This window comes from Microvirga mediterraneensis, from assembly GCF_013520865.1.
GTDB lineage: Bacteria > Pseudomonadota > Alphaproteobacteria > Rhizobiales > Beijerinckiaceae > Microvirga > Microvirga mediterraneensis.
Genome location: NZ_JACDXJ010000001.1, coordinates 3876179 through 3889097, shown reverse-complemented (window position 1 = coordinate 3889097; position 12919 = coordinate 3876179). Strand labels below are relative to the sequence as shown.

Genomic DNA, 12919 nt, shown 5'->3' with positions numbered 1-12919 from the left:
CATGACCGATATCGAGAACCGCTTCAAAGGCTGGCTGAAGGGCACGGGCCCATGCCCGCCGCTCGGCACCTGGCTTATGGCGGCCGCCCCTGCGAGTGCCGAAGCCATGGGCTACAGCGGCTTCGACTTCCTCGTCGTCGATATGGAGCACGTGCCGATCGAAGTTTCCGACTTGGCCCACATTCTGCGCGCCATCGGCTGCACGCCAGCCGATGCGGTCGTGCGCCTCGCCTGGAACGATCAGGTGCTCGTGAAGCGTGTGCTCGATGCGGGCGCTCAGACGATCATGCTCCCGTTCGTGCAGACGGCGGAGGAGGCCCGGCTAGCGGTCTCGTTCGCGAAGTATCCACCCCAAGGCGTTCGCGGTGTCGCGGCCGTTCATCGCGGCTCGCGGTTCGGTCGCGCGGCGGATTATCTCAAGCGCGCCAACGATCAGGTCGCGGTGATCGTCCAGCTGGAGACGCCGGAAGCCATCGAGCGGCTGCCGGAGATCGCGGCGGTTCCCGGCATCGATGCGCTGTTCGTCGGTCCCGGCGATCTCGCCGCCGCTATAGGCCATATCGGCAATATCGCGCATCCCGACGTTCAGGCGCTGATCGAGAAGGCCGCCAAGATGGCGCGGAATGCGGGCAAGCCCGTCGGCATCGTGGGCCCCAATCCGGACATGGTTCGCCGCTTCATGGCTTACGGCTACAGCTATGTGGCCGTAGCGTCCGACATCGCCATGATGACGAGCCGCGCCTCCGAGTGGCTGGGAGTCTTGCGCGATCAACCGGCCTCGCCGGATGCTCCCGTCGCCGCCTATTGAGGTTCATCAGGATGCCCCTCTCTGTCGCTCTCGATGTCCGCGCCGAACTGGGAGAGTGTCCGATTTGGGATGCCGACGAGCAGGCGCTGTGCTTCGTCGACATCAAGGGGAGAGCCTTGCATCGCTTCCGTCCTGCGACGGGCGAGCATGTCGTCATGCCGATGCCCGAGGAGATCGGCTGCATCGGATTCCGAAAGGGCGGCGGTTTCATTGCGGGGTTCCGCTCGGGGCTCTGGCTGCTGGACCCGCAGGGCAGGTGCGAAAGCAAGCTCGCTGACAATCCGGAGGACCAGCGCACCAGCCGCTTCAACGATGGCCGCGTCGATCCGGCCGGCCGTTTCCTGGCGGGCACGATCGACGAGCCGAAAGATGGCGGCAAGGCGCATCTCTACCGCTATGACAGTCGAGGTCTCGCGACGCTGGCGAGCGGCATTCTCACGTCGAACGGCGTCGCCTTCTCACCGGACGGGCGTACGCTCTACCATTCCGACACCCCGACCTTCACGGTCTGGCGTTATGCCTATGATCCGGTGAGTGGACAGGCGACGAACAAAGACCTGTTCCTGCGCCTTCAGCCGACCGAGGCGGATCGCGGGCGTCCCGACGGCGCCGCGGTGGATGCTCAAGGCTGCTATTGGACGGCCTTGTTCGAAGGTGGGCGGATCCAGCGCTACGCGCCGGATGGAAGGTTGCTGGCCGAATATCCCGTTCCGGCCCGGTGCCCCACGATGGTCTGCTTCGGCGGAACTGACCTGAAGACGCTCTTTGTGACCTCCGCCCGCACCGGCCGGTCCGTCGATGAACTTGAAGCCTTCCCGCATTCAGGAAGTCTGTTTTCCATGCCGGTCGATGTGCCGGGCCTGCCCGAAACCCGTTTCGACCCTTCTGTTTAAGGCTGTGCTGCGATGGCATTCGACTACACAACCGTTCAGTATCGCTCTCTCAAGAACCGCTCCGTCGTCATCACGGGCGGTGCATCCGGAATCGGCGAGGAGATGGTGAAGGCTTTCGTCGCGCAGGGGGCGCGGGTATCGTTCATCGACATCGCGCAGGAGCCGGGGCGCGCGCTGGCGAGCGCAACGGGTGCCGCCTTCCACGCCTGCGACATCACCGACATTCCGGCGCTCCGGCAGGTGCTGGCCAGGATCGAAAGCGATCAGGGCGGTGTGGATGTGCTCGTCAACAATGCCGGCAAGGACGACCGGCACGACATGGCCGAGGTTGAGCCCGATTACTGGCGGCGAGCCCTCGCGCTGAATCTTGATCATCAGTTCTTCGCAACGCAGGCTGTCGCGAAAGGTATGGCGACGCGCGGGGGCGGCTCCATTATCATGCTTGGGTCCATCTCGTGGATACGCGGTCGTCCTGGCATGGTCGGATACACGACTGCGAAAGCGGCGATCAACGGCATGACCCGCACGCTCGCCCGCGAGCTGGGAGTGTCCGATATCCGGGTCAACTGCATCGTGCCGGGCGCTATTCTCACCGAACGCCAGAAACAGCTCTGGCTCACGCCCGAATTGAACCAGCAGTTCCTCGATCTTCAGGCATTGAAGTTCCGGCTCGACGCCAGCCACGTTGCGAGGATGGCGCTGTTCCTCGGCTCCGACGAGAGCGGCGGCTGCACGGGGGCGAACTTCATCGTCGATGCCGGCCTGACCCAGAATTGAGAGTTTTCCATGCAGATCCAAACGACCGCTGACGGCTTCGATCTCGTTCTCGATGGAAGACTGATCCTGCGCCAGCGTGGCGATGCGCCATGTCTCTTCGTGGGGAAAGGCGATGCCCGGATGGACATGTATCGCGGCAATTTCGACATCGAGGACTATGTCATTGAGCGCACCCCGCTCGCGCACGTAGTCATATCCGGATCCGACATCGCTTTTTCAGCGGCGCCGGGGCAGCCGGCCCGGGTGATCCTTCAAGTTTCGGGAGATGAGCGGACAGGCACCATCGCGTTCCGGACCGAGGATGCATCGCTCAACCGGATCTGGATTCGCATCTATGCGGAAGAGGACGAGCATGTATGGGGTGGCGGCGAGCAGATGTCCTATCTCGACATGCGCGGACGCCAATTTCCTCTCTGGACGTCGGAGCCCGGTGTAGGCCGTGACAAGACGACGGAAATCACCTTCAAGGCGGATGTCACCGGGAAGTCGGGCGGCGACTACTGGAACACCAATTATCCGCAGCCGACCTATCTCTCGTCCCGGCGCTATGCGCTGCACGTGGAGACGACGGCCTATTCGGCCTTCGACTTCCGCCGTGGCAATTTCCACGAAATCGAGACCTGGGCCGTGCCGGAGCGGATCGAGTTCACGGCGCGTCCTACCTTCATCTCTCTCGTCGAGGCCATGTCGGACCGCTTCGGCCGTCAGCCGCCGTTGCCGGAATGGGTCTATGGCGGTGCGATCATCGGCCTGAAGGACGGAGCCCGGTCGTTCGAGCGCCTGGACGCCATCCTTGCCGCTGGCACGAAGGTGTCGGGCCTCTGGTGCGAGGATTGGGTGGGCCTGCGCCATACCTCGTTCGGCGCTCGTCTGTTCTGGGATTGGAAGGCCAACGACGACCGATATCCGGGCCTGCGCCGACGCATTGCGGAGCTGGAGGAGCGCGGTATTCGTTTCCTCGGCTACGTGAATCCTTATCTCGCGGTCGACGGCTCGCTGTTCCCGGAAGCGGAGGCTGCAGGTTATTTCGCCAAAGACGAGGTCGGCAAGACGGCGCTCGTGGATTTCGGCGAGTTCGATTGCGGCGTCGTGGATTTCACCAATCCGGACGCATCCGCCTGGTTCGCCGAGCGGGTGATCGGTCAGAACATGCTCGATTTCGGCCTTTCCGGATGGATGGCCGACTTCGGCGAGTACCTGCCGATCGACGTGAAGCTCGCCAACGGCATCGACGCGAAGCTGATGCACAATGCGTGGCCGACGCTCTGGGCCGAAGTGAATGCGCGCGCGGTAGCGAGCCGGGGCAAGACCGGCGAAGCTCTGTTCTTCATGCGCGCCGGCTTCACGGGCATTCAGAAGCATTGTCCCCTGCTGTGGGGCGGAGACCAGTCTGTCGACTTCACCCGCCACGACGGGCTCGTGACTGTGATGTCGGGCGCGCTTTCATCGGGGCTTCTCGGCAATGCCTATCACCACTCCGATATCGGCGGCTATACGAGCCTGTTCGGCAATGTGCGCACGGCCGAGCTCATCATGCGCTGGGCCGAGATGGGAGCGTTCACGCCGGTCATGCGCACCCATGAAGGTAACCGCCCGCGCGACAACCTTCAGATCGACCAGGACCCGCAGGTGCTCGAACATTTCGCCCGGATGACGCAGATTTATGTGCATCTCGTGCCTTACCTGAAATCCCTCGTGGCTGAAGCATCGACGCGAGGCCTGCCGGTGCAGCGCCCGCTGTTCCTTCATTTCGAGAACGATTCCCGCACCTACGCAATCCAGGATGCCTATCTCTACGGCCCTGACCTCCTCGTCGCGCCGGTCTGGCAGGCGGGGAAGACGGAATGGAGCGTCTATCTTCCAGAAGGCGCAGAATGGGTTCATGTCTGGTCGGGCGAGGCATTCGCCGGCGGGCGTGAGGCGACGGTTCCGGCACCCTTCGGACAGCCGCCCGTGTTCTACCGTTCAGGATCGGGGTTCGCGCCGTTGTTCGCGAGCCTGAGGCCCCTCTGACGGAAGTCGGATGCAGAGATCATCGGCCTCTCGTACTGACAGGTGTCGCTGCCGATGTGCAGAATCTGACGTGCTTCGCCTCCGGTCTCATCATAGGCGGAGTGGCATTGACCGAGCTGCTGTCGCTGCCCGATGCCGCCATGATCGTGAGCGTTCTGATGCTGGTGAATGCTGCGCCGATACTTCCGAAAGGATAGCGCAATCTCGCATGGCGGGAGTTCGGATTCGTCATGGCCGCCAGCTCTCCTCTGCTCTTCGTCGGTTATTGGCTGCTTCAATGGCTTGCCGGGACGCAGGCGGATGTTTTGCGCCTCGTGGTCATCTTCTCGAGCCTGCAACCCATATGAAAACCCGAACACTTGCTGACGTAGTCGAATGACGGATCGTTCTTGTTCTTCGGAGCCATCGTATAAATCTGCAGCTTTCGTGCGTACGCCTGCATCGTTATGGAAGTGAAAATGGAAACGGCAATGAGCTTCATCGCGCTGTACCGGCAGGAGACTATGTTAAAACGATCAGAGCTCACTACAGTGATACATATAATCTAATATTATAGTGCAGTGATCGCGGCGAGATCGTCAACGACTTCTGGAACATACGATTGTGGAGGTTCGGCGGAGGTGCCTTCAGCTGCAGAGTTCCGAATGAACGTGTCTATGATCTCTGAACAGCTCGTCTTAGCTGACTACAAAGAATGTGATGATCGCCTTTATGTTATGGTTCGAGGGGAGCGCCTATATGGCTCGTAAAGATATCGTCAGTCACCCAATTTGATGTGATATAGTGTAATAAAATCCTTGTGAAAACTACCCTCGTCCCTTACGCCCCTAGTTGCCCTATATGATGCCACTGTGCTTGAAGTGACTCTGTATTGGTTTTTCTGCGGGGGCGGACACTCTCGGCGACAATGTCGAGATAGGGGCCTGTCCTCAGCTTGAGCCTCTCATCGGCGCTGTCGGCGAACAGATGAGCCACCCAGGGCCATCGCTTGCGGATGGGGTCGAGGATGGCTTGCGCCGGCACGTTCGGAGATGGCGGCGCGGCCAGCTTGACCATCAGGAGCCGCCCGTCGGTGTCCACCGTGATGTGGCGCTTGTACCCGACGATCTTCTTGCCGGCAGCGCCCCCTTGTTGCGGCATAGGGAGGCTTGACCGCCGGGCTCGCCTCACGTCCGGCCCGCTCCCGATCGAACATCAGCGCGGCGTCAGGATCATCTGGAGCAGGAAGCGGCTGGCCACGGCCCGACAGAAGCCCCACAAAGCGGTTTCCCAAATAGCTCTTATTTGAGATAATTTACATATCGATACTAAATATCATGCTAACTTGTGTAAGTGCAATATGCACGTTTGAGAATGCTGCAATCGATTGTGTTGCCGTTTCCGTTGGAGAGTGGAAACGAGCCGTGGCGTCCCCTATGACTGTAAGAGGAGCTGGAGAGACGCGATGCTCGAAGACGGAAAGATCTTCATCGGTAAAAGCACCAAGCCGGAATATCTGGACCTGAGGCTTGCCAACCGCCATGGCCTGGTGACCGGTGCCACGGGCACGGGTAAGACCGTCTCGCTGCAGGTGCTGGCGGAGGGATTCTCCAATGCGGGCGTCCCGGTCTTCGCCGCGGATATCAAGGGTGATCTCTCCGGCATGGCCGCTCCCGGCAATGGCAAGGAGCCCCTGGTCAAGCGCGCCAAGGAAATCGGGATCGAGTACGTGCCGGACAAGTTCCCGGTGGTGTTCTGGGACCTGTTCGGCGAGCAGGGCCACCGCGTGCGGGCGACGATCTCCGAGATGGGCCCGCTGCTCCTCTCCCGCCTCCTCGATCTCAACGACACTCAGGAAGGCGTGCTCAACATCGCGTTCCGCATCGCCGACGAGCAAGGATTGCTGCTGCTCGACCTGAAGGATCTGCGCGCGCTGCTGCAGCTCATCTCCGACAATGCCGGTGAACTCACCACCACCTACGGCAATGTGTCGAAGGCCACCATCGGGACGATCCTGCGCCAGCTTCTCGTGCTGGAGAACCAGCAGGGCGACGAGTTCCTCGGCGAGCCGGCCCTGGACATCAAGGACCTGATGCGCACGGATCGCGACGGGCGCGGCGTCGTCAACATCCTGGCGGCCGACAAGCTGATGAGTAATCCGCGCCTCTACGCGACGTTCCTCCTCTGGCTCATGTCCGAATTGTTCGAGGACCTGCCGGAGGTGGGCGATCTGGACCAGCCCAAGCTCGTCTTCTTCTTCGACGAGGCGCATCTTCTCTTCAACGATGCCCCCAAGGTGCTCGTCGAGACGGTGGAGCGGGTCGTGCGGCTGATCCGGTCGAAAGGGGTCGGCGTCTATTTCATCACGCAGAACCCGGTCGACGTGCCGGAGAGCGTCCTGGCGCAGCTCGGCAACCGGGTGCAGCATGCTCTGCGCGCCTATACGCCGCGCGAGCAGAAGGCGGTGCGCGTGGCGGCGCAGACCTTCCGGCAGAACCCCGCCTTCGACACGGAGAAGGCCATCACCGAGCTCGGCGTCGGCGAGGCCCTGGTCTCGATGCTCGAAGGGAAAGGCGTCCCGTCTATGGTGGAGCGCACGCTGATCGCGCCGCCCATGGCCCAGGTCGGGCCGATCGAGCTGACCGAGCGCCAGCAGATCGTGGCCTCGAGCCCGTTGCGCGGAAAATACGACCAGCCGGTCGATCCGGAATCCGCTTACGAGATGCTCGCCAAGCGGGCCGAGAAGGCTGCTGCCGATGCCAAGGCGGCGGAAGGAGGAGGGGGCATTCTCGACATGCTCGGCGGCCTCTTCGGGACGTCGGGCCAGCGCAAGGGTTCCATGACCATGACCCAGCGGGTGACCCGCGAAGTCACGCGCACGGTCGTCAACCAGACGGTGGGGAGCCTGGCGGCCGAGATCGGCAAGTCCATCGGCGGCCGCCAGGGCAGCTCCATCGGTCGCGCCATCGTGCGCGGGACCCTGGGCGGGCTGTTGAAGCGGTAGCGCCGGCCGGAACCTCGCTCGGCATCGACGATGCATCATATCCGCCTCGCGCAGCTCGACGATCTTGCCGCTGTCGAAGCGATCGTCCAGGCCGCCTATTCGCCGTACATCCCGATCATCGGGCAAAGGCCCGGGCCGATGCTGGACGATTATGCCGCGCTCATCGCGAAGCGTTGCGTCCATGTGCTCGTCGCCGAGAAGGAGGTGGCCGGGATCCTCGTTCTCGTGCCTGACGATGGGGCAATGCTTCTCGACAATGTGGCCGTGCATCCGGATCGGCACGGACGCGGCTACGGGCGTGCGTTGATCGCCTTTGCGGAAAGGCTCGCCCGCGAACGTGGGTTCAAGGCCATCCGGCTCTATACGAACGAGGCGATGAGCGAGAACATCCGTCTCTATGAACGCCTGGGATTCTTAGAGACGCATCGCGCCGAGGAAAAGGGTTTCCGGCGCGTCTACATGACGAAGCTGCTGAGCTCCCGACCCTGAGGCAAAACCTCATACTTGCGATGACCTGTGCGATGAGGGTACGTCTTGGGGCGACCCTTCCACAAGGCAGATGTTCCCAATGTCCCAGCTCGACCAAGTTCTCTCCAAAATCGATTCCGATCTCGACGCCTCCCTGGAGCGGCTGTTCCAGTGGTTGAAGGTTCCCTCCATCTCCACCGACCCGGCCTACAAGGATCATTGCCGCACCGCCGGGCAATGGCTGGTGGACGAACTGAAGGGCATCGGCGTCGAGGCGTCCCTGCGCGAGACGGGCGGGCATCCGGTGGTGCTCGGACATGCCGGCGGCGACGCGAAGCTGCATGTGCTCTTCTACGGCCATTACGACGTGCAGCCGGTCGACCCGCTGGAGCTGTGGGAAAGGCCTCCCTTCGAGCCGCGCATCATCACGCTGCCGGACGGGCGCAAGGCGATCAGCGCCCGCGGATCCTCCGACGACAAGGGCCAGGTGCTGACCTTCGTGGAGGCCTGCCGCGCCTGGAAATCCGTGACCGGATCGCTGCCGATCAACATCACCTTCCTCGTCGAGGGCGCGGAAGAGGACGGCTCCAAGTTCCTGCCCGAGTTCATCGAGGCCAACAAGGCCGAGCTGAAGGCCGACGTGGCCCTCGTCTGCGACACCGGCATGTGGGATCAGGAAACGCCCGCCATCACGTCGTCCCTGCGCGGCATGGTCTATGAGGAAGTGATCGTGCGCTGCGCGGACCGCGACCTGCATTCCGGCTCCTTCGGCGGCGCGGCCCGAAACCCGATCCATGTGCTGTCGAAGATCATCGCGGCGATCCACGACGACGACGGCCGCATCACGATCCCGGATTTCTACGAGGGCGTGCCGGAAACGCCGACGCAGGTTCTGGAGCAGTGGAAGGGCCTCAATCTCACCGAGGAGGAGTTCCTCGGCCAGGTCGGGCTGAAGCATTCCGCCGGCGAGAAAGGGCGTATGCTCATCGAGCAGATCCAGTCGCGCCCCACCTGCGACGTGAACGGCATCATCGGCGGCTACACGGGCGAGGGCACCAAGACGGTGATCGCGGCCGAAGCGCGCTGCAAGATTTCCTTCCGTCTCGTAGGCGATCAGGATCCGGAGAAGATCTCCGCGAATTTCCAGGCCTTCGTGCGCGAGCGCATCCCGGCCGATTGCTCGGTGGAGTTCATCAAGCACAAGGGCTCCCGCGCCCTGGCGCTGCCGCATGATTTCCCTGCCATCACGGCGGCGAAATCGGCTCTGCACGACGAATGGAAGAAGGATCCCATCGTCATCGGCATGGGCGGCTCGATCCCGGTCGGCGGCGATTTCAAGCGCACGCTCGGCCTCGACACCCTCTTCGTCGGCTTCGGCCTCGACGACGACCGTATCCACTCGCCCAACGAGAAATACGACCTCAAGAGCTTCCACAAGGGTACCCGCTCCTGGGCGCGGATCCTGGCGGCTCTGGCGAAGTAAGCAGTCTCAAAATCTTGCGGTCACCGCTGCGTCATGCCCGGCCTCGTGCCGGGCATCCACGTCTTAAGAGGGGCGCGGATCGATAAGATATGGATGGCCGGGACAAACCCGGCCATGGCGGCGCCTAAGCAAGCTCGCTCAGCGACCTGATCACCGCGCTTGGAGCCAACTCCCCATATTCGTCCGGCAATCCGAGCCGGTTCACCCAGACAGGCGTGAAGCCGAACGCCGCGGCGCCTGCGATGTCCCAGCGGTTCGAGGAGACGAAGACGACTTCGTCGGCCGCGATGGACAACGCCTGGAGCACGAGCTCATAGGTGTGCGGGTTCGTTTTGAACACCCGCGCCGCATCGACCGAGAGGACCGTGTCGAGATCGTCGGCAAGGCCGGCGGATTTCACGGCGGCGTTCAACATGTCCGGATCGCCGTTCGACAGGATGCCCCTTCGCAGGCCCTTCCTGAGAAGGGCGCGCAACGTCTCGCGCACGTCCGGATACGCATCCAGCCTGCGATAGGCCTCCAGCAGGAGCGGCCTGATCGAGGGGGGCACGTCCGGATACCGTGCGAAGGCGTAGTCCAGCGCCTTCTCGGTCAGGTTCCAGAAGGGCTCGTAGCGGCCGGCAAGCGAGAGCACCCATGAATATTCGAGCTGCTTCGCGCGCCAGACATCCGAGAAGCGGGCTGCATCCGGTCCGATCTCGGCCCTATGGCGGGCAACGGCCGAGTGCACGTCGAACAATGTTCCATAGGCGTCGAAGATGAGGGCCTTGGTATGGTCTGGGATGATCGGCGAAGACATGGTCCAAGGGTCTCATCGGCGGAGGACAATGGCAATTCGACCAATGATCAGCTGCCCTCATGAAACTCATCACAAGTCTTTATGGTCCAATGGCCGAAGGAACGATTGACGGTTGGGGCCGCAAGGGATTCGATACGGCAGTCATTCTGACCCATAAGGATTGAGACAAGTGGCTTGGTATTCGCAGACCTGGAACTGGTTCGACGGCGCATGGCATGAGGGCAACCCGCCCCTGATCGGGCCGCGCTCCCATGTCTCCTGGCTCGGCTCCTCCGTGTTCGACGGCGCGCGCGTGTTCGAGGGCGTCGCGCCGGATCTCGACCGGCACTGCGAGCGCGTCAACCGCTCGGCGCCCACCATCGGGCTGAAGCCCACCATGGACGCCAAAGCCATCATGGATCTCGTCCGTGAGGGCGTGAAGAAGTTCGCCCCGGGGACCGCGCTCTACGTGAAGCCGATGTATTGGGGCGAGGCCGAGGGCCTTGCGACCATTGCGCCGGATCCGGAATCGACCCAGTTCTGCCTTTCGCTGTTCGAGGCGCCGATGCCGGTGCCGGGCGGCCTCTCCGTCATGAAGTCGAGCTTCCGTCGTCCGACGCTCGAATCCATGCCGACCGACGCGAAGGCCGGGGCGCTCTACCCCAACAACGCCCGCGTACTCCGCGAGGCGAGGGAGAAGGGCTTCGACAACGCGCTCGTCTGCGATGCCCTCGGCAACGTGGCCGAGACAGGCACATCCAACGTCTTCATGGCCAAGGATGGCGTGGTCTACACCCCGTATCCGAACGGTACGTTCCTGAACGGGATCACCCGCCAGCGCGTGATCCAGCTCCTGCGCGACGACGGCACGACCGTGGTCGAGGGGACGCTGCGCTATGAGGATTTCGCCACGGCGGACGAGATCTTCATCTCGGGCAATTATTCCAAGGTGATGCCGGTGCTGCGCATCGACGGCCGCGATCTCCAGCCCGGCCCGTTCTATCGCTTGGCGCGCGAGCTTTACTGGGCCTTTGCCCACGACAAGGGTATCCTCAAGGCCGCCTGATCGTTCGGGGTAAATTCCCGAACGTCATAGACCTGTCGTCGATCCGTTAACGGACGGACATGGGGCTCCTGCAAGAGCAACCTCGCTTGAACAAGCAAATGAGGTTTCCACCATGTCCGTTCGTCTTTTCGCGGCCCTGCCGCTGACCGTGCTGCTCGGCACGAGCGCCCTGGCGCAGCAGCAATTCCCGGCCGTCCTTGCCGGCCATGCCGTTCTGCCCGCCCTGAGCTTCGTCGATGCTCCCGCGGATGCCCCGGCCGACCTGAAGGTTTCCGGCAAGTTCACGACCGGCAAGCGCATCGAGGCGCTCGGCACCGTCGAGGGCACCTCGGGCGACCGTCCGACCGGCGTGAAGCTGCCCTTCAAGGGACAGCCGCTCCAGGGCCATTCCGGCATCAAATCCATGGGCGACGGCACCTTCTGGGTGATCACCGACAACGGGTTCGGATCCAAAGCCACGTCGCCGGATTCGATGCTCTACCTCAACCGCCATCGCATCGACTGGGACAAGGGCTCCGTCGAGCGCCTGGAGACGGTGTTCCTGCACGATCCGGACAAGAAGGTTCCGTTCCGCATCGCCAACGAGGCGACCGAGAAGCGCTATCTCACGGGATCCGATTTCGACCTCGAAAGCTTCCAGCCCATCGGCGACAAGCTCTGGATCGCCGAGGAATTCGGACCCTATCTGATCAAGGCCGACCGCTCGGGCAAGGTCGAAGCCGTGTTCGAGACGGTCATCGACGGAAAGCCCGCGCGCTCTCCCGATCATTATGCCGTGACGACGCCTGCGGCTCCCAATGGAACCGTCAATTTCAACGTGCGCCGCTCCAAGGGCTATGAGGGCATGGCCGCCTCCAAGGACGGCAAGTTCCTCTATGCGCTTCTCGAAGGCCCGGTCTGGGACGCCGAGAGGAAGCAGTGGGAGTCCGTCGATGGGCGCGAGTACCTGCGCATCCTCGAATTCGATGTGGCGGGCGAGAAGTGGACCGGCCGCCACTGGAAGTACGTTCTCGACCAGAATGGCCTCGCCATCGGCGACTTCAACATGATCGACGGCACCACGGGCCTTATCATCGAGCGCGACAACGGCGAGGGCACGGCGGACAAGGCCTGCCCGCAGGGCGAGAGGCGTCCCGACTGCTTCCAGGATCCCGCGAAGTTCAAGCGCATCGTGAAGATCGAGCTGTCGGACGCCAATGTGGGCAACCCGGTCCGCAAGATCGGCTATGTCGACCTGATGCAGATCGCCGATCCGAACAAGAAGGCTCGCAAGCCTCTCAACGACAATGTGCTGACCTTCCCGTTCTTCACCATCGAGAACGTGGACGTGGTCGACGAGCGCCACATCATCGTCGGCAACGACAACAATCTGCCCTTCTCCTCGAGCCGCGAGCCCAACAAGCAGGACGACAACGAGTTCGTTCTGCTCGACGTGGCGGATCTGCTGAAGGCGAAGTGATCCAAGTCATTGCTATAGCCGACGTCATCACCTCCCCGGACTTGATCCGGGGACCCGTGCCGGTGATTTCGATTGGCTGTGGCAGGGCGCTTTTCTTTATTGAGATGGCCGGCACAAGGCCGGCCATGACGTGTCGGGTGTCATTCTCCCAACAAACTTGTGATCGTCCTGACCGCCTTCTCGCAGGCGGA

Annotated in this window: 11 protein-coding genes; 9 read left to right on the top strand and 2 right to left on the bottom strand. The window is 62.6% G+C overall.

Annotated elements, in window-relative coordinates; all coding sequences use genetic code 11:
* Nucleotide 1 precedes the first annotated feature (1 nt).
* Genes H0S73_RS18540 through H0S73_RS18525 form a run of 4 tightly spaced genes read left to right on the top strand, consistent with a single transcriptional unit; the run spans nucleotide 2 to nucleotide 4491 of the window.
* Nucleotides 2–808, top strand: a complete 807-nt coding sequence (locus H0S73_RS18540) for an HpcH/HpaI aldolase family protein (protein WP_181053535.1) — start codon at nucleotides 2–4, stop codon at nucleotides 806–808.
* 11 nt (nucleotides 809–819) lie between these two features.
* Nucleotides 820–1701 carry an SMP-30/gluconolactonase/LRE family protein gene (locus H0S73_RS18535; protein ID WP_181053534.1) on the top strand — a complete coding sequence of 294 codons (882 nt, stop codon included), beginning with the start codon at nucleotides 820–822 and terminating at the stop codon, nucleotides 1699–1701.
* Between the two features lie 12 nt (nucleotides 1702–1713).
* A complete protein-coding gene (locus tag H0S73_RS18530; RefSeq protein WP_181053533.1) occupies nucleotides 1714–2478 on the top strand; it encodes an SDR family NAD(P)-dependent oxidoreductase in 765 nt (254 codons plus the stop codon).
* A gap of 9 nt (nucleotides 2479–2487) precedes the next feature.
* Nucleotides 2488–4491 carry an alpha-glucosidase gene (locus H0S73_RS18525; RefSeq protein WP_181053532.1) on the top strand — a complete coding sequence of 668 codons (2004 nt, stop codon included), beginning with the start codon at nucleotides 2488–2490 and terminating at the stop codon, nucleotides 4489–4491.
* An 819-nt stretch (nucleotides 4492–5310) separates the two neighbouring features.
* On the opposite strand, the gene H0S73_RS18520 is transcribed toward H0S73_RS18525, so the two are convergent.
* The gene (locus H0S73_RS18520) at nucleotides 5311–5631 is read right to left on the bottom strand and encodes a transposase (protein WP_181053531.1); all 321 of its coding nucleotides are present in this window, start codon (nucleotides 5629–5631) and stop codon (nucleotides 5311–5313) included.
* Between the two features lie 304 nt (nucleotides 5632–5935).
* Here H0S73_RS18520 and H0S73_RS18515 point away from each other — a divergent pair, with 304 nt between their 5' ends.
* The 3 genes from H0S73_RS18515 (at nucleotide 5936) to H0S73_RS18505 (ending at nucleotide 9425) form a co-directional block, all read left to right on the top strand.
* The gene (locus tag H0S73_RS18515; protein ID WP_181053530.1) at nucleotides 5936–7474 is read left to right on the top strand and encodes a helicase HerA-like domain-containing protein; all 1539 of its coding nucleotides are present in this window, start codon (nucleotides 5936–5938) and stop codon (nucleotides 7472–7474) included.
* Between the two features lie 30 nt (nucleotides 7475–7504).
* Nucleotides 7505–7963, top strand: a complete 459-nt coding sequence (locus H0S73_RS18510) for a GNAT family N-acetyltransferase (RefSeq protein ID WP_181053529.1) — start codon at nucleotides 7505–7507, stop codon at nucleotides 7961–7963.
* A 79-nt stretch (nucleotides 7964–8042) separates the two neighbouring features.
* A complete protein-coding gene (locus tag H0S73_RS18505) occupies nucleotides 8043–9425 on the top strand; it encodes a M20/M25/M40 family metallo-hydrolase (RefSeq protein WP_181053528.1) in 1383 nt (460 codons plus the stop codon).
* Nucleotides 9426–9549: 124 nt separating this feature from the next.
* Here the strand turns inward: H0S73_RS18505 and H0S73_RS18500 are convergent, their stop codons facing one another.
* Complete coding sequence (locus tag H0S73_RS18500; protein ID WP_181053527.1) at nucleotides 9550–10224, bottom strand: haloacid dehalogenase type II; 675 nt, start codon at nucleotides 10222–10224, stop codon at nucleotides 9550–9552.
* Nucleotides 10225–10393: 169 nt separating this feature from the next.
* Here H0S73_RS18500 and H0S73_RS18495 point away from each other — a divergent pair, with 169 nt between their 5' ends.
* Both H0S73_RS18495 and H0S73_RS18490 read left to right on the top strand, forming a co-directional pair.
* Nucleotides 10394–11269, top strand: coding sequence for a branched-chain amino acid aminotransferase (locus H0S73_RS18495; protein ID WP_181053526.1), 876 nt, complete (start codon nucleotides 10394–10396; stop codon nucleotides 11267–11269).
* Nucleotides 11270–11381: 112 nt separating this feature from the next.
* Complete coding sequence (locus tag H0S73_RS18490) at nucleotides 11382–12728, top strand: esterase-like activity of phytase family protein (protein ID WP_181053525.1); 1347 nt, start codon at nucleotides 11382–11384, stop codon at nucleotides 12726–12728.
* Nucleotides 12729–12919 lie beyond the last annotated feature (191 nt).